Genomic DNA, 21,459 nt, shown 5'->3' on the forward strand with positions numbered 1-21,459 from the left:
AGCGCGCCGCGCAGACTCGTTCCCGAGGATGAGAGGGGGGTATGGCCGACTCCCTCCCAAGGTCGAGACGGTAGCATGGGAAACGGCGACGTGAGCAGCGTCACAGCCCGTGGCCGCGAGGCGCGAACCGGAGCAGGCTAGGCTGGGAACACGGATTCAACGACGAAAGGAACGCCATGGCAACCATCACCCCTGAAATGAAGGACTTCATCGAACACAACCTCGGCTGGGTCGCCACCGTCTCGCCGCAGGGCCAGGTCGATCTGGGGCCGAAGATGTCCACCTTCGTGATCGACGACAACCATATCGGCTACCACGAGCGCACCGCGGGGCAGATCATGCGCGATCTGCGCGACGGATCGCCGCTGGTCATCGCCTTCGCGAACCTCGAACAGAAGAAGGGCTACCGCTTCCGCGGCACCGTCACCCTGCACGACGATGACGCGCTCTACGAGGAGCAGGTGAAGGTGGCCGAGGCACGGGGCACGAAGAAGCCCGCCGTCATCCCGGTGCTCGAAGTCACCGAGATCCAGGACCTGACCCCCGGCGCCACCGCCGGCACGACCATCAGCAAGGACTGAACGTCCGGCCCGCCGAGCAGGCCGCCCGCCAATCGAAACGGAACGGAGACAAGCATGAACGAAACCGCCACGCCGTCCATCGGAACCACAACCGCGGACGGCAAGCCCGCCAAACGCACCCTGCCCGACATGATGGAACGCTCCACGCGGCACACCATCACCCTTGGCGGCGGCGAACTCGACTACGAGGCCACCGTCGGCACGATCCACATCGACACCGCCAAAGTCAAACCGGCGGCCAGCGTGTTCTTCACCGCATTCAACGCGGTCGACCCGTCCACCGGCGAGACGAACCCGGAACGTCCCGTCACCTTCGTGTTCAACGGCGGCCCCGGGTCGTCGACCACATTCCTGCTCACGGGTTCCATCTCGCCCAAGCGCATCGACATCCCCGACGCCGCCCCCGTACCGCCCGCGCCATACAAGCTCATCGACAACGAGCGCACCCTGCTGCCCGTCTCCGACCTGGTCTTCGTGGACGCGCCGGGCACGGGCTTCTCGCAGATCCTCGACGAAGCCAAACCCGAACTGTGGTCCGTGGACGGCGACGTCAAGGGATTCAGCGCGTTCATCCGCGCCTACCTGAGCAAATACCACCGTTGGAACTCGCCCAAATACCTCATCGGCGAATCCTACGGCACCACGCGCGGGGCGGCGCTCGCACTCAGGCTGCATGCGGACGGCGTGGCGCTCAACGGCATCACGCTCATCTCCAACATCCTCGACTACTCCCATTGCATGGGGTTGTCCGACCAGTTCTTCATCGGCTATTTCCCGTCCTACGCGGCGGTGGGCTGGTACCACAAGCGTGCCGGACTGGGTGTGAGCCTGCAGGAGCACGTGCGGGCGGCCCGCGCATTCGCCAATGGGCCGCTGCGCTTGGCTCTCGCCGCGGGTGCGTCGCTGGATGACGGCGTCAAACGCGACGTGGCAGAGCACTACGCGCAGCTGACCGGCTTGAAAGCCCGGTACGTGTACGATTCCGACCTGCGCGTGCTCGACACGAGGTTCCGCAAGGCGCTGCTGCACGGCGAAGACAGGATTGTAGGACGCTACGACGGCCGCGTGGCCGGTTACGACCTGAACCGCATGCACGACGAGGAGACCTTCGAAGTGGATGACGCATGGCTCGACCCCGCGTATTTCAGCCTGTGCAACGCATACCTGCGCGACGAGCTCGGCTGGAGCGACGTGCCGGAGCGCAAGGGATTCGCCGACATCGACTGGGAGAGCGACGAGCCGGGCAAGACCTGGGTGTGGCGGCATCGTTGGCCGGCGAATACGCCGAACATCGAAGGCCTGACGTTGCAGTTCCCGAACGTGATCCCGGATCTGGCCACGGCGATCGTGCACCATCCGACCATGAAGGTGCTGCTCGGCAACGGCTATTACGATCTGTGTACGCCGTTCGGCCAGACCGAATACGACATCGACCATCTCGGCCTGCCCAAGGCGCTGCGCGGCAACGTGGCGTTCACGTATTACACGGCCGGGCACATGCTGTACACCTCGCCGGAGAACCTCGCCAAGTTCACCCGTGATCTGACGCGCTTCTACGCCGCCGATGTGGCCGATCTGCCCGCGATGAACGAACGCGTCACCGTTTCGCCCAAGGTCATGTGAGCTTCGCTCAGGCTTCGGCTTCGGTTTCGGCTTCGGGCATTTTGCCGGTGCGCAGCAGCAGATGCTCGCCCGAAGCCGAGGTGGTGGCGAACAGGTAGATGCCGCCGCCGTCCTTGAGCTTGAGCTTCCTGCGTAGGGCGGCGACCGGCATCGGGAAGTTGCGCACCGCGATATTCGCCTTGGCCACGCCGTCGAGCGCCCGGCGCAGCTCGCGCTTGTTCATCGTGCACACCGCCTTGATGACGAACGAGCGTCCGGGGAAGTCGCGCACGGGGCTGACGCCGACGAACAGATGGCTGTTCGGGGCGATCTGCCGCACGCTGAACCGTCGTTCGATCAGGCCGAAACAACCCGCCTTCATGATCGAGGCGTTCGGTTCATACAGGAACCTCGCGCTCGCAAGATCGCTCCCGTCCGCACCCGCGCTTGCCGGCACGTCATCCGCGATCGCATAATCCACGATGCGCCCGTCGTCCACGCAGAATATGCGCGGCGCGGCCACACGTTCCCGGCCGATGACCAGCAGCAGTTCCTTGCATTCGTCGCCGGCGGAGACGATATGCACCTCATGCACCAGGCCGTCGAAATCCTCCACGGTCTTATGCCAATCCAGCATGGGGGAGAGCTTGACCATCACATGCGGCGCCTTCGCCAGCAGCGCGTCGATGAGCCCCAGCACGTCGGGCGTGCAGTCGGCGATGGCGTAGGTGCGCGCCCCATGCGCGTCGCGGCGCGCCGGATCGAGGAAGACAAGCGTGGCGGGCGGCATCGACGCGATGACATGCTCCGCCTCGTCGTTCACGACGTTCACATGGTCCAGGCCGAGCGCGGCCATATTATGCTCCGCCAGTTCGCACAGGTTCGCCTGACGTTCCACATACGTCGCGCGGGCGAAACCACGCGCCATATAGGAGAAGTCGACGCCGAACCCGCCGGTCAGGTCGACCATCGACCCGTTCTCGGCCGCGCCCGCGCCGATGATCCGTTCGGCCACCGAGGCCTTGTAGCGTGCGGTCGCCTGCGAGGAACACTGTTCCATCGACAGGTGCGGCGGGTAGATCACCCCATCGCACGCGGCCCATTCGGGAAGCTTCGTGCGGGCCGTCTGCCAGCCGGCGATCTGGTCGAGCGCCAACGGCATATCAACCGATTCGGAACGCTTCGCGTGCAGCGCCAGATCACGGACATTCTCCATACGGTGCGCCGCGACGAACGCACGGGTCTCTTCATTCATCACCCCATCATTGTAGGGGGCGGCATGTGCGCTCCGTTCGGCCGCGTCCGGTTCTCGTCCGGTTCTTGTGCGGTTCTCGTCCGGTTCTTGTGCGGTTCTCGTGCGGCTCGCGTGTGCCGTGCCGCGTGCGTTGTGCACGCCAGGGCGGCCGGGGCTAGAGTGTAGCCATGGGAAACATGGTCGATTATGTGCGCGGCGAATTCCGCACGTTCGCCGACAAGCCGTTCGGCGCCGTGGATTCGCTGGTGCTTTCCGAACTGGCGTATATCAGGATGCCCGCGACGGTGCCGGCGTTCGGCCGCGCCCGCGGCGTGAGCACCGTACCGATGTGGAAGCTCCTGCAGGCCGAGCACTACGATGCGATGTTCTGCACGGGCTCCGAATACGACGCCGGACGGCACGATCTGCTGGTCGCCGTGGCGGAAAGCCCACGATTCCGCGGTATGCGGGTGGGGGAGTATGCGGAGCGCAGCGACGAGCTCACCGAAACGCAGTTCGCCGCCGTCACCTTCGACCTCACGGACTGCACCGGCATCCACGGCGACGGGGAAGCCGGGCCGGTGTTCTACGTGGCCCTCCGCGGCACCGACAATTCACTGGTCGGGTGGAAAGAGGACTTCAACATGAGCGTGCGCTGCCCCGTCCCCTCGCAGACGCAGGCGGTGGAATACTACCGTTCCGTGGAGGAGCGTGCATCGAGCCCGTTCGCCGCCGCCCCGCCGCGCATCCACGTCGGCGGGCACTCCAAGGGAGGCAACCTCGCCGTCTACACGGCCATGCGGGCCAAATCGGAACGTATCGGGCGCGTGTTCTCCCACGACGGCCCCGGATTCATGTGCGAAGTGACCGAAAGCGACGACTTCCGGGCCATCGAGCCGATCGTGGAGAAAACCGTGCCGGAAGCCTCCGTCATCGGCATGCTCATGAGCACGGTACGCAACTACACCATCGTGGAAACCAACGTGTCCGGCATCATGCAGCACATGGGCCTGAACTGGCGCGTCGAAGACGGCGACTTCGTCGTCAAACCGGAACTCAGTCCCAAGGCGCGGTTGCTCGACCGCACCCTCGACGCGTGGATGGAACAGTTCACCGACAGCGAGCGCGCGAAGGCCGTCGACCAATGCTACGACATCATCGCATCCGCAGGCTACCAATCGTTCGCCGAACTCGCGGAGCATATCGGCGACGCGCTGCCCGTCATCGCCGCGGCCGTCAGACAGACCGACGAGGCGACACGTAGCCTCATCGTCAACATCCTCAAAGCGTTCCCCGTCACCGCGGCGCGATCGCTGTTCGAACAGTTCACCCCCTTCGGCGAACAGGGCGCGAAACCCGAGGCCGACGGCGAAGATGAACAGGAGGTGTAGCGGAAGCGAACAACTCCCGGAACCCATCATCCAAAGTCGTGCCCATGGGACTAAACTTGGCTCGGTTCAATTGTCGGAAGGCAAGCTGAGGCGGGCCGCCGTAGGGCGCGGCCACGCAAGAGAATCAAGGCAGTCGGAAGAATCAGAAGTACGGAGAGGCGGGTGAGAGACGATGTTGAGGATGTTCAGCACCATTAACGGCCAAGTGGAGCGCGTAAGGAAACCGGAAAGCGGCTCATGGCTATGCCTGAGCGAACCCACGGACGCCGAACTCGCCTCCGTTGCCTCGGAAACCGGCATCGACCTGGCCGACCTGCGCGCCCCCCTGGATGATGAGGAACGCTCCCGCGTGGACGTCGAAGACGACTACACGATGATCATCGTCGACATTCCGACCGTCGAGGAACGCGGCGGACGCGACTGGTACGAAACCATCCCGTTGTCGATCATCGTCACCGAAAACCTCATCGTCACCGTATGCATGCAGGACACCCCGGTGCTGCACCCCTTCATGGAAGGCACGATCCGCGGTTTCAACACGTTCATGCGCTCGCGCTTCATCTTGCAGATCCTGTACCGCAACGCCACCATGTACCTGCGGTACCTGCGCATCATCGACCGCGAAAGCGACAAGCTCGAACTCAAGCTGCGCCATTCGATGCACAACCGCGAGATCATGATGCTCATGGAACTGAGCAAGACCTTGGTGTACTTCACCACCTCGCTGAAATCGAACGAAATCGTGATGGAGAAGCTCACCACCCTGCAACGCATCAAGCAGTATCAGGACGACGAGGACCTGCTCGACGACGTCATCACCGAAAACAAGCAGGCCATCGAGATGGCCAACATCTACAGCGGCGTTCTTGCGAACATGACCGACGCCTTCGCGTCGATCGTGTCGAACAACATGAACAACGTGATGCGCATCTTCACCATCATCTCGATCACGCTGTCCGTGCCGACGCTGATCTTCTCCATGTACGGCATGAACTTCCAGGAGGGGATGCTCGGCATGCCGTTCACCGACAAACCCTGGGGTTTCGCCGCTATCGTCCTACTGTCCGTCGTGCTGTCCGCGTTGGTCACCTGGTTCCTGACGCGCTCGCGGAATTTTAGATAAGGTCCGTCGCAGGTGACCGGCATTCCGAAAGGCAGGTTGAGGCGCGGCCGTGCGGTTCGCGCTGTCGGAGCATGCCTGGCGGCGGCGCTGATGCTGCCGGGCGTGGCCGCGTGCGGCGCGGGGCAAGCCGGTTCCTCGGTCATCCAGCCGAACGGCCCCATCCTCAATATCGGCATCTCCTCGGATGTGCCCGGCCTGGGCTTCTGGCATGAGGGCGCGTATGAAGGGCTTGAGGTGAACGTTGCCCGGTATGTGGCGGACAAACTGGGGTACGCGAGGAAGCAGATCGTATTCAAGCAGGTAATGCCCGCCGACCGTGCTGCGCGTCTCGCCGACGGTGGCGTCGACATGATCGTCGAGGCCATGCCCATGCCGAGCGGGTCGGGCGGTTCCGACGCTGGCGAGGCGGATCAGGCGGATCAGACAGGCAAGTCCGGCGAATCCGGCAAGGGCAAGGAGATCGTCGCCTCCGATGACGCGGCGCAGTACGCCGGGCCGTACCTGTCCACGCCGCAAAGCGTGCTGGTGAGGCCGGAGGATCGCTCCGCGATGACCGGTACGAGCGCCCTGCGTGGCCAGACGGTGTGCACGGTGAAAGGCAGCGGCGCTAGCGAACGTTTGTTAGCCGAAGAGCCCAAGGCGAATGTCGAGGAGCGTGGCTCCTACCCGCAGTGCGTCACCGATCTGATGACGGGCAAGGCGAAGGCCGTGGCGGGCGACGCCGTGATCCTCACCGGCCTGGCGCACGCCCAGGCGCGTGACGTGGGCGTGGTCGCGGGCGGCATCTCCTACGGGAACGTGGACTACGGCATCGCGGTGCCCCGGAATTCGAAAACGCTTGCCAAGAACGTCGCGGACGCGCTTGACGACATGCGCTCCGACGGCACATTGGACGAATACATGAAACAGTTGCAAGACGATATCGGATGGAAGGAATGAGGATGAGACGTGGCGCTCTGCAGGCCGGCGAGAAGGTGCAGTTCTCGGACCGCAAAGGCAAGAAGATCACCGAACAGCTGACGCCGGGCGGCGTCACCCAGACCGAGCACGGTCTGATCCTGCATGACGATGTGATCGGTCAAACCGAGGGCGTGGTCGTCACCACCGTCACCGCGAAGCGTGAGGGAACCGACAGCGCCAAGCCGTGGAAGGCCGCCCGCGCCATCGGCGGTTGGCAGTATGCGGTCATGCGCCCGAGGCTGGCGGATTACGTGCTGTCCATGCCGCGCGGCGCGCAGATCATGTACCCGAAGGACATCGCGCAGGTCATCCAGCTCGGCGATATCCGCCGCGGGCTTCGCGTGCTCGAATCGGGTGCCGGCTCCGGCGCGATGAGCGTGAACCTGCTCGACGCCGTGGGGGAGAACGGTTCCCTGACCACCATCGAGCTGCGTGCCGATTTCGCGCGCGTCGCCGAGGCGAACGCCACGCTCTACTACGGCAAGCGCCCCGACTGGTGGGACTTGAAGGTCGGCGACTTCGACAGCGTGGCCGCCACGTTGCCCGAACACTCCTACGACCGCATCATGCTGGACATGCTCGACCCGTGGAACCGTCTGGAACAGGCGTATCGCGTGATCGCGCCGGGCGGCGTGCTCGTGTGCTACATCACCACCACCACGCAGATGAGCCGACTGGCCGAGGCCCTGCGCGAATCCGGCGTGTGGACCGAACCGGATATCCAGGAGACCTTGGAACGCAGTTGGAAGGCGCAGGGGCTCGCCGTGCGCCCGGACCATCAGATGATTGGCCACACAGGGTTCCTGGTCGTCTCCCGCGCCATGGCCGAAGGCTTCCAGGCGTTGAAGAAGCGCGACCGCGCCACCAAGGACACGGTCACCGACATCGACGATCTGACCCCTGAGGAGCGCGAGGCACAGCTGGAGGATCTGCAGCTGCGCGACATCTCCGATCGCAAGCTGCGCAAGGTGCTGCGCGATCTCGACCGCCAGTTGGGCGAGCTTGACGAGGCCTAGCCGACAAGATGGAAGCGACGGCGTCGTCCACGGCGCCGTCCGAAAACGTCCGATAGGGGGACACAATGGCAAGCCGAATGAGCAAGACCGCGAAGAAGGCCAAGCAATACGATCACGTCCTGATCCTGATGCGTCACGCGAAGGCCGAGGCCACGGGCAAGAACGGCGATTACGATCGCCCGTTGGCGCAGAAGGGGCTTAAGCAGGCCAAGAAGGTCGCCAAGGGGTTGCGTGAGATGAGACTCGTCCCCGAGGTCATCAGCTGTTCGGCGGCGCTGCGCGTGCGCCAGACCTGCGGCAGGCTGCTCAAGGTGTTCGGCGACAAGACGCAGGTCGATTACCACCAGAGCCTGTACGACGGCGGATTGCAGGCCGTGTTCGACGAGCTCGCCCACGCGAAGGACAAGACGCGCGTGATGATGGTGCTCGGCCATGAGCCGACCATATCGATCTGCGGGCAGTGGCTCGCCTCCGACGAGTCCAAGGCCGACCGCATCGATCTGCTCAATCTTGGCGTGCAGACGGCCGGCGTTCTGGTGCTCGCCTCGAACAAGCCGTTCAACCAGTGGCAGCTGCACGACGGCGTGCTGCTGGCGGTCATGTCGCCCACGGATTTCGAGTAGCCGGCATCGCGCCACGGGGCGAAACCGCCCGTGGCGTGCCTACTCGGCTTATATGTGGCGGATTTTGGGGTTCGCCGTTTACCAGGTGGCTTATGTATGGCACCCGGAGCGCGATATCGCAAGTAGCAGCCGCGGAATCGCAACGTTCATACTCGCGATGTCGCGTTATAAGTGCCATCTATAAGCCACCTGGTTTTCCGCAAGCCCCCGAATCCGCCATCGATAAGCGAGTTAGCCGTTCCTCGGCGCTTCCCGCGTGCCCGGAAGCCCGGCGGACCCGCCTCCCGTTGATCGTAGAGGGGTCGGGGTTCCTCCCTCGCGCAGGGTGCCGGCGCAGCTATAACCTTCGTCTATAACGACACCCTAGCGGTCTTGATAGCCTGATTTTGGAACGATTTTGATAGGGTGGACGGGTTCAATGACGTATCCGAAGTAGGCATTTTGGGAGGATTCATGTCCGCACTCACGTCCGTGTCCGGGTTCCCGCGCATCGGTCAGAACCGAGAACTCAAGAAGATCATCGAAGCGTATTGGAAGGGCAATGCCAGCCTGGACGAAGTGCGCACCACCGCCAAGGAGCTGCGTGCCAAGCACTGGAAGCTTGAGCAGGCAGCCGGCATCGACCTGATCCCGAGCAACGATTTCAGCTACTACGATCAGATGCTCGACACCGCCATCCTGCTGAACGTGATTCCGCAGCGTTACCAGCGTCTCGCTTTCGAGAACCCGGAGGAGACCCTGTTCGCGATGGGCCGTGGCTACCAGGGCGACAAGGGCGACGTGACCGCACTGCCGATGAAGAAGTGGTTCACCACCAACTACCACTACCTGGTTCCCGAAATCGATGAGGCCACCGAGATCAAGCTCAACAGCACCAAGCCGTTCGACGAGTTCAACGAGGCCAAGGAGCTGGGCATCGTCACCAAGCCGGTGCTCATCGGCCCGTACACCTTCCTCAAGCTCGCCCGCAACCCGCAGGCCGAGGAGCTCGAATACGACCAGGGCCTGATCGACGCCGTCGCCGCCGTGTACGCCGAAGTCATCACGAAGTTCGCAGGCCTGGGCGCCGAGTGGATCCAGATCGACGAGCCGTACCTGGTGCTCGACAAGGAGGATGGCGACCTCTCCCTGTTCAAGTCCCTGTACTTCAGGATCCTGCCGGCACGTAAGGGCGCCGTCAAGGTGCTGCTCAACACCTACTTCGGCCACATCGCCGACGCCTACGAGACCGTCAACCTGCTCGGCTTCGACGGCATCGGCCTTGACCTCAACGAAGGCCGTGAGGAGAACCTCGCCGCCGTCGAACAGTACGGCGTCGCCGAAAACACCACCATCTTCGCCGGCGTGATCAACGGCCGCAACATCTGGCGCAACAACTACGCGGTCAGCCTCGGCCTGGTAGACGCCCTGAAGAAGGTCACCGCCAACGTCGCAGTCTCCACCGCCAGCTCCCTGCTGCACGTGCCGTTCAGCACCGAAGGCGAAACCGGCCTGTCCGACGAGGTACGCAAGCACTTCGCGTTCGCCGTCGAGAAGCTCGGCGAACTGCATGAGGTCGCTGTCCTGGCCGATTCCGACGAGGATGCCAAGAAGGCTTCCGCAGAGCTCAAGGCCAATCAGGCGCTGTTCGACGGCACCCGCGTCGCCTCCGACCCGGCCGTCGCCGCCCGTCTGGCCGCGCTGACCGACGCCGATTTCGTGCGTCAGCCCGCCCGCGCCGAGCGCCAGAAGGAACAGCGCGAGGCTCTTGGCCTGCCGCTGCTGCCGACCACCACCATCGGTTCCTTCCCGCAGACCAGGGAGATCCGCGCCGAGCGCGCCAAGCTGCGCAAGGGCGAGATCGACAAGGCTGAGTACGACGAGTTCATGAAGACCGAGATCGACGCCTGCATCAAGCATCAGGAGGAGATCGGCCTCGACGTGCTGGTCCATGGCGAATTCGAACGCAACGACATGGTCGAATACTTCGGCCAGAACCTCAACGGCTTCCTGTTCACCAAGAACGCGTGGGTCCAGTCCTACGGCACCCGTTGCGTGAAGCCTCCGATCGTCTGGGGCGACGTGTCCCGCGCCAACCCGATCACCGTTGAGTGGAGCTCCTACGCGCAGTCCCGCACCGACCATGTGATGAAGGGCATGCTCACCGGCCCGGTGACCATCCTCAACTGGTCCTGGCCGCGTGAGGACATCACCCACGAGCAGCAGACCCAGCAGCTCGCCCTCGCCATCCGCGACGAGGTGCTCGACCTGGAAGCCGCCGGCATCAAGGTCATCCAGATCGATGAGGCCGCACTGCGCGAGAAGCTGCCGCTGAGGAAGACCGACTGGCACAAGAAGTACCTCGATTGGGCCATCCCGGCATTCCGTCTGGTGCACTCCGCCGTCAAGCCGACCACCCAGATCCACACCCACATGTGCTACTCGGAGTTCAACGACATCATCAAGGACATCGACGCCATGGACGCGGACGTGATCTCCTTCGAGGCTTCCCGTGGCGATCTGGTGGTGCTCGACGCCATCCACGACGCCAAGTTCGAAACCGAGGCCGGCCCGGGCGTCTACGACATCCACTCGCCGCGCATCCCCTCCGAGCAGGAGATCGAGGACCGTATCTACGAGATCCTCAAGAAGATGGATGTGGAGAAGGTCTGGATCAACCCGGACTGCGGTCTGAAGACCCGTGGCAACGCCGAAACCTGGCCGAGCCTGGAGAACCTGGTCGCCGCCGCCAAGGCCGTGCGCGCCAAGATCGCCAAGTAACCGAACGGTGCCTACCGGCACCCGCATACCGCATATCAGGTGAGGGCCGTTCCCATCCGTTCCGCTCGGTGGGAGGCGGCCCTCGCCATACGCGCACGCCGACGGCAGAACCGCGCGTGCGTGCGGCGCATACGGCATACGAACATGCGCCGCGACCATCAGGGGCCATACCGGCCCGATCACGAGGTGAACAGGAGAAGAAATGACCTCGCCGCTGTTTTCCCTGGAAGTGTTCCCGCCGCGCAGAAACGCGCCGGTCGGCACCATCTACGACACCCTCGACGGATTGCAGGGACTCGCCCCGGCGTTCATCTCCGTCACCTACGGCACCGGCAAGTCCAAGGACCGCACCGCCACGGCCCGCATCGCGAACACGATCCGCGGCGAGTACGGCATTCCCGCGGTGGCCCATCTGACCGCCCAGTACTTGGACAAGGAAGCCGCCGACGTGGCGCTTGACCTGTTCGAAGTGGCCAAGGTGGAGGGCATCCTCGCCCTGCGCGGCGATCGCGTGGAGGGTGAAACCCCCGCCGGCGTGTTCGAATACGCCAGCGACCTGGTCACCTACATCCGCGAAACCAGGCCGCAGCTCAAGGTGTACGGCGCCTGCTACCCGGAGAAGCACCCGCAGGCCAAAACCCTGGACGAGGACATCGACAACCTCAAGCGCAAGGTCGACGCGGGCGTCACGCACCTGATCTCCCAGCTGTTCTACGACAACGCCGACTTCTACCGGTTCCTCGACAAGGCTCGCGCCGCCGGCATCGACGTGCCCATCGAGGCGGGCATCATGCCCATCACCAACGCCAAGTCCGTGCGCCGTATGAGTTCCATCTGCGAAGCCCGCGTGCCCGAACCGGTGGAGGCGATGCTGCAGCGTTGGGGTGAGAACCCCACGGCGCTGCGTGAGGCCGGCATCGCGTACGCCTCGCAGCAGGTCGCCGATCTGGTGGCCCACGGCGTGGACGGCGTGCACCTGTACACGATGAACCATCCGGGCGTCACCCGCCGCATCTGGAACAACGTTTCCGGACTGTTCGCGGACTGATCGCACGTCGATCGCGGCCGTTTGCGGGGCCGACCGCGCGTCGGTTCCGCAAACGGCCGCAATCGTGCCGAGCCGGACATGCCGGAGCATCGGTTCGGCACGCGGAGTAGATTGGTGGCATGACTGTGAACGAGCGCTTCCAACCTTCCGCCATGGATCTGATCCGCGCGGGTCTGCAGAATCTCGACACCGCGCGCGACCTGTTCGACAAACTCCGATCGAACGGCATCGACGACGAACGGCTGAGCGTGGTGCTCGCCTCGCTATCGAAGGCATGCGATCCGGATATCGCGCTCACCAACCTCGTCGCCATCGTCAACGTCGCGACCAGCCGTGGTGACGACATCGACGGCATCATGCCCGACCGGCAATCCTTCGAACGGCTTGTCACCGTGCTTGGCGTCTCCGACGCGATGGGCAAGCTCATGCGCTTCCATCCCGATCTCGTCCAAGCGGCGTCGACCGACGCGGACAACACCTACCTGTACAACCATGCGCAGCGTCGCGCGGCCATGCTCACGGCGATCGGTGCCGATCCCGACGAACTGGACGCGCCCGTATCCACCATGGAACTCGCCGATTCGGCCACGGCCCTGCGCGGCACCTACTACCGGCATCTTGCGGCGATCATGGCGCAGGACGCCACCGCCACCGACCCCTGCATCATCCAGCCCACCATCAGCCGCGAACTGTCCGACTTGGCGGACAGCGCGTTGGAGGGTGCTCTGGCCATCGCCCGCCATGAGGTCGAAGGCAGCGAACATGTGCGCTTCGCCATCATCGGCATGGGCAAGCTCGGCGCGCAGGAACTCAACTATGTTTCCGACGTCGACCTCATCTACACGGTGGAGCCCGCCGACGACACGATCGACAGCCAGGAACTGTTCCGCATCGGCACCAAAATGGGCACCACCCTGCAACGTGTATGCCAATCCGTGATCATGGGCGTCGCCGCACCAGCCCTATGGCAGATCGACGGGGGATTGCGTCCGGAAGGCAAGGACGGACCGCTGGTGCGCACCGTCGAATCGCATAAGGGCTACTACGAGCAGTGGGCGGAGAACTGGGAGTTCCAGGCGCTGCTCAAAGCCAGGCCCGTGGCCGGTGATCGCGCCCTCGGCAAGGAATACTTGGATATGACCAGACCGTTCGTATGGTCGGCGTCCAAGCGCGACAATTTCGTCTACGACTGCCAGCAAATGCGCAAGCGCGTCGAGAACCTCATCGCCGCGCCGCTCAAGGACAGGGAGATCAAACTCGGCAGGGGAGGCCTGCGCGACGTGGAATTCACCGTGCAGATGCTGCAGCTCGTGCACGGCCGGTCCGATGAAAGCCTGCGCACGCGTTCCACCCTCGAATCGTTGCGCCGGCTGTCCGACGGCGGTTACGTCTCGCGCAAGCAGGCGGCGAAGCTCGCGGCGGATTACCGTTTCGAACGCGTGCTGGAACACCGGCAGCAGATGTGGGCGTTGAAGCGCACGCACCTGTTCCCGGATCTCGGTTCCGCGAATCTCGGCGGGCTTGAACGCAAACGCGACATCAACGTGGATGAGCTCAGCCGCAACCAGGAGCTGCGCCGCGTGGCGCGAGCCTTCCGCCTGCACCCCGAGGAGTTGGTGGAACGCTACGATGAGACCCGCCGCGAAGTGCGCCATCTGCATCTCGACATCTACTACCGCCCGATGCTGCCCATCAGCGCCCAACTCGACGAGGATCAGGTGCAGCTGACCACCCAGGCCGCCGAGGAGCGTTTCTCCTCCATCGGCTTCGGCGACCCGCAGTCCGCCATGCGTCATGTGGCGGCGCTCACCGCGGGCATCAGCAGGGCGGCGAAGATCAACCGCATCATCCTGCCGGCCGTGCTCGAATGGCTGGGCGAAGGCCAGAACCCCGACATGGGTCTGCTGAACTGGCGCAAACTGGAGGAGCATTTCGGTTCGGACAGCGATTATCTCGGCTTTCTGCGCGATTCCACGTCGGCGGCGCAGCGACTGTGCCATGTGCTGTCGAATTCGCGGTTCCTGGGCGATGCGCTCAACAAGTCGGTCGAATCCGTCACCTGGATGGGTGAGGATGAGGAGTTGGAATGCCGCACGCGGGCGAGCCTCGACGTGCAATGCAGTTCCTCGCTCGAACGCAACGCTTGGGATATCAACGATTTCGCCACGTCCATGCGTGCCATGCGCCGCCATGAGATCGAGCGCATCGGCTTGGGGTGGATGAGCGGCGTCATCGGCGACGAGGTCAGCCTGCATGGCATGACCGACGTGTACGACGCGATCATCGACGCCGCGCTGCGCTGGTCCATCCGCCATCAGATGTCGGATTCCGGTCTCGACGAGGCGCCGGCCGTGATGAGCGTGATCGGCATGGGCCGGTACGGCGGCGGCGAAGTGAACTTCAGTTCGGACGCGGACGTGATCATCATCTACCGTCCGGCCGATAGCGTGGACGATGACGCGGCGTTCGCGTTCGCACGCAAGGTGCAGGAGAGTCTGCGCGCCATCCTGCAGGGGCCGACCACCATCGAACCGAAGATCGAACTGGATATGGACCTGCGCCCCGAAGGCAAGAACGGCCCGCTGGTGCGCTCCTACGCATCCTGCGAGGAGTACTACCGGTCCTGGGCCAGCACGTGGGAGTATCAGGCGCTGCTCAGGGCGCGGTATGCGGCGGGCGATGAGCGTCTCGCCGAGGATTTCCTGCGCAATATCGCCGATCCGTTGCGTTACCCGAGCGCCGATCTCACCGAAACGCAGATCGGCGAGATCCGCAAGCTCAAGGCCCGTATGGAAGCCGAGCGTCTGCCGCGCGGCGTGCGCAGGGAACGCCATCTCAAACTCGGCAAGGGCGGATTGTCCGACATCGAATGGACCGTGCAGCTCATGCAGCTGAAGCATGCCGGCGCCCATGAAAGCCTGCGCGTCAACTCCACGCTGCCCGCCTTGGATGAGCTTGAACGGCTCGGCATCGTGGGGTCGGCCGACGCCGCCGTGCTGCGTAAGGCGTGGCGCATGTGCACCGCGGCCCGCAACGGCAACTATCTGTGGTCCGGGCGCGTGAGCCAGGCGGATATCCTGCCCGACGACATCTATTCTCTGGGCGGCATCGCCGTGTATCTCGGCTATGACGCGAACCGCGGCCAGCATTTCGAGAACGATCTGCTCGCCATGATGCGTAAAAGCCGTGATGTGACGGAACGCCTGTTCTACGGGCGCGAATAGGAGCGCGAACAGGAGCCGCGCAAGGAAGCGAGAAGCGCGTCTTCGGGATGACGACGCACGGGCGGCCGTGCCCGGAGACGCGCGCTGCGGATCGGCAGGGGAGAGGATGCGAGGCGAACACGCGGGAGCCGCCGTGGGTCAGTGGCTCGCCCTATAGTTGGCTAGGTCACTTCGAGTGGCCACCTTCAACCACAAGTTGCATGAAAGGTGAGCCGTTGTCTTCAGAACTCGAACCGGCGATCGAAACGCCGATGGTCGGTAAAAGCGTTATCACTCTCGATGATCTTTCCATCGGGCAGATCCGAGAGCTTCTTCATAAAGCGCAATACATTGATTCTCATCGTAAGGAAGTGGCGCACACCTGCGAAGGCAGGGTGCTCGCCACTTTGTTTTATGAGCCGAGCACACGCACCCGCCTGAGCTTCGAAACCGCCATGCTGCGCCTGGGCGGCAAGGTCATCGGCTTCGCGGGAGCCCAGCTGGCGTCCGTGACCAAGGGCGAAACCATCGCCGACACCCTGAAGACCGTCTCCAACTATGTGGACGTCGTCGCCATCCGCCACCCGAAGGAAGGCGCCGCGCTGGTCGCATCCCGCGCCGCCTCCGTGCCGGTCATCAACGCCGGTGACGGCGGCCACATGCACCCCACGCAGACCTTGGCCGATCTCGCCACCCTGCAGTCCCGCTTCGGCCGCGTCACCAACCTCACCGTCGGCCTGTGCGGCGATCTGACCTTCGGCCGCACCGTGCACTCCCTGATCGAAACGCTGTGCCGCTTCGGCAACGTGAACTTCGTGCTCATCAGCCCCGACGAGCTCAAGACCCCGCGCTACGTGCTCGACCGCATCGACGCGACGCCGTCCTGCTCCTACACGGAGGTCAAGGATCTCGTCTCCGTCATCGGCGACCTTGACGTGCTGTACATGACCCGCGTGCAGAAGGAACGTTTCTTCAACGAGGACGATTACCTGCGTCTGCGCGACACCTACATTCTCGACGAAGCCAAGATGGCGAAGGCCAAGCCCGACATGGCCGTGCTGCACCCGCTGCCGCGCGTCAACGAGATCGCGGTCGAAGTGGACGACGATCCGCGCGCCGCATACTTCGAGCAGGTCAAGAACGGCATGCTCATGCGCATGGCGCTGGAAAGCTCGGTGGTCGGCGACGAACTGCCCGGATACGAACCGTTGGAAGCCAAGGAGGTACAGGCCTGATGGAAGTCACCAGCATCCAGAACGGCATCATCATCGATCATGTGCCGGCGGGCACCGCACTCAAGGTGCTCGACTATCTGAAGATCGACCCGTCGAAGACCAAGCTCGCGCTGATCATGAACACCGACAGCCATCTGTACGGCACGAAGGACATCATCAAGATCGAGGACGAAACCGAATCCATCGACCTTGACGTGCTGGGCCTGGTGGCCCGTACCGCCACCGTCGGCATCGTGCGCGGCGGCAGGATCGTCGAGAAGAAGAAGCCGACGCTGCCCGAGCATGTGGTGAACATCATCAAGTGCGTGAACCCGCGTTGCGTGACCACCACCGAACCCGCCGTGCAGATGTTCCACCTGGTGCACTCCGACCGCCAGGAGTACCGCTGCGATTACTGCGACGAGGAAGCGAAGTTCTGACAGCATGGCCATCACCCTCCACGACATCACGGTCTGGGACACCGGCGAAACCATCGACCTCATCGTCGACGATTCCGCCGATGCGCTGACCGAACAGCCCCTCGCCGAGAGCATCGATGCCTCCGGGCTTACGCTTGCCCCCGGCTTCGCCGATCCGCACGTGCATTTCCGCGATCCGGGCCAGACCTACAAGGAGTCCATGGTTTCCGGCTGCGCGGCGTCCGCGTCCGGCGGCTACACGAACGTGCTCATCATGCCCAACACCGTGCCCGCCATGGACGGTGAGACGCTTGCCGACCCCGAAGCTCCCGGCGCGAAGGAAGTGCTGGACGCGGGCTATGACAATGTCATCGACTATCTGCAGCATTACGAGGCCGTGCACGGCGTCAAGCTGCCGGTGAACTACGATCTGTGCGTGTGCGCGTCCAAGGGGCGCGTGGGCCGTGAAGCCACCGAAGTGGCCAAGTGGCGCAAGTACATGCCGGGTGAGGATACGGCGGGCAAGGATGCGTACCAGCTCGCGCACCCCGTCACCGCCATCAGCGACGACGGTTCGGCCACCACGCCCGAGATTCTCGACCAGGTGCTGGCCAACGCCAGGGAATCGGGCCTGTACCTCATCGAGCATTGCGAACATCACGATACGGGCGCGGTCAACGAAGGCCCCGTGTCGCGCGAACTCGGCGTGCCAGGCATCCCCGAAGACACCGAGCTCAACATCGTCGCGCGTGATATCGAGAAGGTGCGCGAAACCGGCGTCCACGTGCATTTCCAGCATGTGAGCACCGCGATCTCCTTCGACGCGATCCGCGCCGCCAAGGCCGAAGGGCTGCCGGTCACCTGCGAAACCGCCCCGCATTACATCGCGCTGAACGATGAGGCGCTGCTCAAGTACGGCACGCTCGCCAAGATGAACCCGCCTCTGCGCAGCGAAGCCGACCGCAAGGCCACCATCGAGGCCATCGCGGACGGTACCGTCGACCTGCTGGCCACCGATCACGCGCCGCACACCCTCGACGAGAAGCGGCTCGGCTTCCTCGAAGCGCCCAACGGCATCATCGGGCTCGAATGCGCGTACGGCGTGTGCCACAAGGTGCTGGTGGACGGCGGCTATATTTCCGACAAGCGCCTGATCGAACTGATGGCAGGCGAGCCGATGAAGCTCATGGGACGTGAGGCCACCGACATCACCGCGCTGCTCGACGCCCAGCAGGGCAAGACCGGCAAGACCGGCGAAACCGGCGAAGGCAAGCGCGTGCTGGATCTGCGTAAGGTCGGCGAGGCCGCGCGGATCGGCTTGGCGGTGCTCAATACGTCCGAACAGTGGACCGTCGACCCGGAACGTTTCCATTCCAAGGCCCGCAACACCCCGTTCGGCGGATGGCAGGTCTCCGGCCGCCCGCTCGCGACCATCATCGGCACGTCTCTGGCGTTCAGCCGACTGTAACCACCACCGAAAGCACCAGCGAAAGGAAAGAATATGGATCGCCTCATCGAAGCGATTAACGCGACGCAGAACCCCAGCGTCGTCGGTCTCGACCCGACGGAAGCGCTCGTGCCGGCCCAAGTGGTGGCATCCTTCGCCGACGAGGTCCGCGAATCCGTCGAGAACGAGGAGGAGTTGCAGGCCGCCCAGCTGGCCGTCGCCTACTACGAGTTCAACCGCACCATCATCGACGCCGTCGCGGGCATAGTCCCCGCCGTCAAGCCGCAGATCGCCATGTACGAGGCGCTCGGCCCCGCGGGCGTGGACGTGTACGCCATGACCTGCGAATACGCGCGCGAACGCGGCCTGTACGTGCTGGCCGACGTCAAGCGCGGCGACATCGGTTCGACCGCCGCCGCCTACGCCCGCATGCTCACCGGCGTGGGGGAGCACGACCCGTGGAGCATCGACGCGGTCACCGTCAACCCGTATCTCGGCACCGACGGCATCACGCCGTTCGTCGATGCCGCCACCGAAGCCGACAAGGACCTGTTCGTGCTGGTGCGCACCTCCAACCCGTCCTCCAGCGAGCTGCAGATGCTCGACCTGGCCGACGGCAAGAAGGTCTACGAGCATGTGGCCGATCTGGTCGAAGGCTGGGGCGCCGAAACAATCGGCAACTACGGTTATTCGCGTGTCGGCGCGGTCATCGGCGCCACCCACCCCGAGGAAGGCAAGGCGTTGCGCAAGCGCATGCCGCACACGTTCTTCCTCGTGCCGGGGTATGGGGCGCAGGGCGGTACCGCAGCCGACGTTCGTGGCATGTTCGATGCCGACGGTTCCGGCGCGATCGTCAACTCGTCGCGCGGCATCATCGGCGCATGGCGCAAGAGCGGCCAATACAGCGACAACATGAGCGCCGACGACGCGCTCGAACTGGTTGGTGAGAGCGCCCGTGCGGCCGCCATCGACATGCGCGATAATCTGAGAGCAGTGCTGTAAGAGCAAGAGGAGATGAACATGACTTTCACCCGCACCTATGACGTGGTGGATGAGGCGGTGTCCGCAGGGTATTTCCCGCCGCGCCACCCCGTCGTCATCACCGCGATCGATGAACTCGCCGACGGCGTGGTCCGCATGGCGTTCCGCGATCCGTACATCGCCGAACATGCGCGTCCGGCCCAGTTCGTGAACCTGTTCACCGATGACGAGATGATGCTCATGCCGCGTCCGTTCGGCGTGAGCGAAGTGAACGGCGATGAGGTGAGCATCATCTTCGCCGTGGTCGGCAAGGGTACGGCGAATCTCGCCGCCAAGCATGTGGGCGACAGCGTCGACGTGCTCGGCCCGCTGGGATTCCACCCCTTCAAGGTCAAGGACAAGGCGCATTACGTGCTCGTCGCAGGCGGATTGGGCGTGCCCCCGCTGATCTGCGCCGCGCAGAAGCTGCATGACGCCGGCGAATCGAAGGTCACCGCCGTGTTCGGCTACCGTGACGTGAAGTTCGCGGACGATATCGTCGCGCCGTACGCGGACAGCGTGCTGAGCATCGACAACGAGCACGGCAACGTCGTGACGCTGCTCGATCAGCTGGAATCCGAAAACGGCCTGACCGTGGACGGACTGGACACCGTGCTGCTCGTATGCGGACCGCTGCCGATGATGAAGGCGGTGGCCGAATGGGCCGCCAAACGCGGCCTGGCATGCCAGCTGAGCATGGAACAGCGCATGGGCTGCGGTTACGGCACCTGCGTGCTGTGCACCATCGACACCGTGGACGGTAGGCTCAAGGTCTGCTCCGACGGTCCGGTCTTCTCTCGTGAACAGTTGGGATGGGGTGAATGATTATGACTGCGAACGCCAACGAGAACAAGCACGTCAACCTGTACGAACCGCACGAGTGGAAGCATTCCACCAAGGTGGCCGGCGTGACCTGGAAGAACCCGGTGGGCACCGCCTCCGGCACGTTCCAGTACGCCGCCGTGCGCTGGTTCTACGATGTGAGCCAGCTCGGCGCCGTGTGCACCAAGGGCGTCTCCCCGGTGCCGTGGGAGGGTAATCCCAGCCCGCGTACCACCGAAGGCCCGGCCAGCAACCTCAACGCCGTCGGCCTGCAGAACCCGGGCGTCGACCATTATCTGGTCGACGATCTGCCCAAGCTCAAGAAGATCGGCGCGACCGTGATCGCGAACGTGGCCGGCCATTGCGATGAGGATTACTGCGAGGTCGTGGCCAAGCTCGCCGATTGCGATGCGGACATGCTGGAGATCAACGTCAGCTGCCCGAACGTGACGCACGGCGGCATGAGCGTGGGCACCGATCCGGTCGCCCTTTCCAAGCTCATGGACAAACTGCGCCCGATGACCGACAAGCCGATGATCGTCAAGCTCACGCCGAACGTCACCGACATCACCGCCCCGGCCCGCGCCGCCGTCGAACATGGCGCCGACGCGCTGAGCATGATCAACACCCTGCTCGGCATGAGGCTTAACATCAACACCGGTGAACCGATCATCGCCAACCGTACCGGCGGCGTGTCCGGACCGGCCGTGCTGCCTGTCGGCATCGCCGCGGTCTACCGTGTGCGCACCGCGCTGCCCGACACCCCGATCATCGGCATCGGCGGCATCGACACCGGCGAGAAGGCGTTGGAATACCTGTATGCGGGTGCCAATGCGGTCGAGGTCGGCGCGGCCGCCCTGTTCGACCCGGTGGCGCCGTTGCGTGTGGCCCGTGAACTCGACGATCTGCTTGACGATCGCCCGGAGCTTGCGGCCAAACTCGCCGCCGGCCAGACCTGGCGCTGATTCCCGTTCCGGTCGGGGCGGCCTTTCCGGA

The 21,459-nt window shown here is 64.2% G+C and carries 17 protein-coding genes; 16 read left to right on the forward strand and 1 reads right to left on the reverse strand.

Annotation, left to right across the window (positions count from 1 at the left end; genetic code table 11):
* Nucleotides 1-176 precede the first annotated feature (176 nt).
* The gene (locus KIH75_RS01775) at nt 177-581 is read left to right on the forward strand and encodes a pyridoxamine 5'-phosphate oxidase family protein (RefSeq protein ID WP_219055100.1); all 405 of its coding nucleotides are present in this window, start codon (nt 177-179) and stop codon (nt 579-581) included.
* A 54-nt stretch (nt 582-635) separates the two neighbouring features.
* Complete coding sequence (locus tag KIH75_RS01780) at nt 636-2,204, forward strand: S10 family peptidase (RefSeq protein ID WP_219055101.1); 1,569 nt, start codon at nt 636-638, stop codon at nt 2,202-2,204.
* 7 nt (nt 2,205-2,211) lie between these two features.
* On the opposite strand, the gene KIH75_RS01785 is transcribed toward KIH75_RS01780, so the two are convergent.
* The gene (locus KIH75_RS01785) at nt 2,212-3,438 is read right to left on the reverse strand and encodes a THUMP-like domain-containing protein (RefSeq protein WP_219055102.1); all 1,227 of its coding nucleotides are present in this window, start codon (nt 3,436-3,438) and stop codon (nt 2,212-2,214) included.
* 167 nt (nt 3,439-3,605) lie between these two features.
* On the opposite strand from KIH75_RS01785, the gene KIH75_RS01790 reads away from it, so the two are divergent.
* The 14 genes from KIH75_RS01790 (at nt 3,606) to KIH75_RS01855 (ending at nt 21,428) form a co-directional block, all read left to right on the forward strand.
* Nucleotides 3,606-4,808, forward strand: a complete 1,203-nt coding sequence (locus KIH75_RS01790) for an Mbeg1-like protein (RefSeq protein WP_219055103.1) — start codon at nt 3,606-3,608, stop codon at nt 4,806-4,808.
* Nucleotides 4,809-4,980: 172 nt separating this feature from the next.
* Nucleotides 4,981-5,931: a magnesium transporter CorA family protein gene (locus KIH75_RS01795; RefSeq protein ID WP_219055104.1), complete on the forward strand. Its 951-nt coding sequence runs from the start codon at nt 4,981-4,983 to the stop codon at nt 5,929-5,931.
* A 12-nt stretch (nt 5,932-5,943) separates the two neighbouring features.
* A complete protein-coding gene (locus KIH75_RS10275; RefSeq protein WP_219055105.1) occupies nt 5,944-6,870 on the forward strand; it encodes a transporter substrate-binding domain-containing protein in 927 nt (308 codons plus the stop codon).
* On the forward strand, nt 6,867-7,907 hold the full coding sequence (locus KIH75_RS01805) for a tRNA (adenine-N1)-methyltransferase (protein WP_219055106.1): 1,041 nt from the start codon (nt 6,867-6,869) through the stop codon (nt 7,905-7,907). Before KIH75_RS10275 ends, KIH75_RS01805 begins: the two co-directional genes overlap by 4 nt.
* Before the next feature lie 65 nt (nt 7,908-7,972).
* The gene (locus tag KIH75_RS01810) at nt 7,973-8,530 is read left to right on the forward strand and encodes a SixA phosphatase family protein (protein WP_219055107.1); all 558 of its coding nucleotides are present in this window, start codon (nt 7,973-7,975) and stop codon (nt 8,528-8,530) included.
* A gap of 453 nt (nt 8,531-8,983) precedes the next feature.
* Nucleotides 8,984-11,290 (forward strand): 5-methyltetrahydropteroyltriglutamate--homocysteine S-methyltransferase, encoded by a 2,307-nt coding sequence (metE, locus tag KIH75_RS01815; protein ID WP_219055108.1) that lies wholly within the window; start codon nt 8,984-8,986, stop codon nt 11,288-11,290.
* A gap of 202 nt (nt 11,291-11,492) precedes the next feature.
* The gene (gene metF, locus KIH75_RS01820) at nt 11,493-12,338 is read left to right on the forward strand and encodes a methylenetetrahydrofolate reductase [NAD(P)H] (protein ID WP_219055109.1); all 846 of its coding nucleotides are present in this window, start codon (nt 11,493-11,495) and stop codon (nt 12,336-12,338) included.
* Nucleotides 12,339-12,457: 119 nt separating this feature from the next.
* Nucleotides 12,458-15,562: a bifunctional [glutamine synthetase] adenylyltransferase/[glutamine synthetase]-adenylyl-L-tyrosine phosphorylase gene (locus KIH75_RS01825; protein WP_219055110.1), complete on the forward strand. Its 3,105-nt coding sequence runs from the start codon at nt 12,458-12,460 to the stop codon at nt 15,560-15,562.
* Nucleotides 15,563-15,813: 251 nt separating this feature from the next.
* Nucleotides 15,814-16,776: an aspartate carbamoyltransferase gene (gene pyrB / locus KIH75_RS01830; RefSeq protein WP_219055145.1), complete on the forward strand. Its 963-nt coding sequence runs from the start codon at nt 15,814-15,816 to the stop codon at nt 16,774-16,776.
* Nucleotides 16,776-17,195, forward strand: a complete 420-nt coding sequence (locus KIH75_RS01835; protein ID WP_033522902.1) for an aspartate carbamoyltransferase regulatory subunit — start codon at nt 16,776-16,778, stop codon at nt 17,193-17,195. The genes pyrB and KIH75_RS01835 overlap by 1 nt, the downstream gene beginning before the upstream one ends.
* A gap of 4 nt (nt 17,196-17,199) precedes the next feature.
* Nucleotides 17,200-18,642 carry a dihydroorotase gene (locus KIH75_RS01840; protein ID WP_219055111.1) on the forward strand — a complete coding sequence of 481 codons (1,443 nt, stop codon included), beginning with the start codon at nt 17,200-17,202 and terminating at the stop codon, nt 18,640-18,642.
* 33 nt (nt 18,643-18,675) lie between these two features.
* Complete coding sequence (gene pyrF / locus KIH75_RS01845; protein WP_219055112.1) at nt 18,676-19,623, forward strand: orotidine-5'-phosphate decarboxylase; 948 nt, start codon at nt 18,676-18,678, stop codon at nt 19,621-19,623.
* Between the two features lie 18 nt (nt 19,624-19,641).
* On the forward strand, nt 19,642-20,466 hold the full coding sequence (locus KIH75_RS01850; protein WP_219055113.1) for a dihydroorotate dehydrogenase electron transfer subunit: 825 nt from the start codon (nt 19,642-19,644) through the stop codon (nt 20,464-20,466).
* A complete protein-coding gene (locus KIH75_RS01855) occupies nt 20,463-21,428 on the forward strand; it encodes a dihydroorotate dehydrogenase (RefSeq protein WP_219055114.1) in 966 nt (321 codons plus the stop codon). The genes KIH75_RS01850 and KIH75_RS01855 overlap by 4 nt, the downstream gene beginning before the upstream one ends.
* Nucleotides 21,429-21,459 lie beyond the last annotated feature (31 nt).

The organism is Bifidobacterium pongonis, from assembly GCF_019331805.1.
GTDB classification, from domain to species: Bacteria; Actinomycetota; Actinomycetes; order Actinomycetales; family Bifidobacteriaceae; genus Bifidobacterium; species Bifidobacterium pongonis.

Bases quoted from the DNA above. Each gene is read 5' to 3' on its own strand.
- KIH75_RS01795 (WP_219055104.1), top strand. From the start codon at position 4,981: ATGTTGAGGATGTTCAGCACCATTAACGGCCAAGTGGAGCGCGTAAGG.
- KIH75_RS01850 (WP_219055113.1), top strand. From the start codon at position 19,642: ATGACTTTCACCCGCACCTATGACGTGGTGGATGAGGCGGTGTCCGCA.
- pyrB (WP_219055145.1), top strand. From the start codon at position 15,814: ATGGTCGGTAAAAGCGTTATCACTCTCGATGATCTTTCCATCGGGCAG.
- KIH75_RS01840 (WP_219055111.1), top strand. From the start codon at position 17,200: ATGGCCATCACCCTCCACGACATCACGGTCTGGGACACCGGCGAAACC.
- KIH75_RS01775 (WP_219055100.1), top strand. From the start codon at position 177: ATGGCAACCATCACCCCTGAAATGAAGGACTTCATCGAACACAACCTC.
- KIH75_RS01805 (WP_219055106.1), top strand. From the start codon at position 6,867: ATGAGGATGAGACGTGGCGCTCTGCAGGCCGGCGAGAAGGTGCAGTTC.
- KIH75_RS01780 (WP_219055101.1), top strand. From the start codon at position 636: ATGAACGAAACCGCCACGCCGTCCATCGGAACCACAACCGCGGACGGC.
- KIH75_RS01835 (WP_033522902.1), top strand. From the start codon at position 16,776: ATGGAAGTCACCAGCATCCAGAACGGCATCATCATCGATCATGTGCCG.
- KIH75_RS01810 (WP_219055107.1), top strand. From the start codon at position 7,973: ATGGCAAGCCGAATGAGCAAGACCGCGAAGAAGGCCAAGCAATACGAT.
- metE (WP_219055108.1), top strand. From the start codon at position 8,984: ATGTCCGCACTCACGTCCGTGTCCGGGTTCCCGCGCATCGGTCAGAAC.
- KIH75_RS01785 (WP_219055102.1), bottom strand. From the start codon at position 3,438: ATGAATGAAGAGACCCGTGCGTTCGTCGCGGCGCACCGTATGGAGAAT.
- KIH75_RS01790 (WP_219055103.1), top strand. From the start codon at position 3,606: ATGGGAAACATGGTCGATTATGTGCGCGGCGAATTCCGCACGTTCGCC.
- KIH75_RS01855 (WP_219055114.1), top strand. From the start codon at position 20,463: ATGATTATGACTGCGAACGCCAACGAGAACAAGCACGTCAACCTGTAC.
- KIH75_RS01825 (WP_219055110.1), top strand. From the start codon at position 12,458: ATGACTGTGAACGAGCGCTTCCAACCTTCCGCCATGGATCTGATCCGC.
- metF (WP_219055109.1), top strand. From the start codon at position 11,493: ATGACCTCGCCGCTGTTTTCCCTGGAAGTGTTCCCGCCGCGCAGAAAC.
- pyrF (WP_219055112.1), top strand. From the start codon at position 18,676: ATGGATCGCCTCATCGAAGCGATTAACGCGACGCAGAACCCCAGCGTC.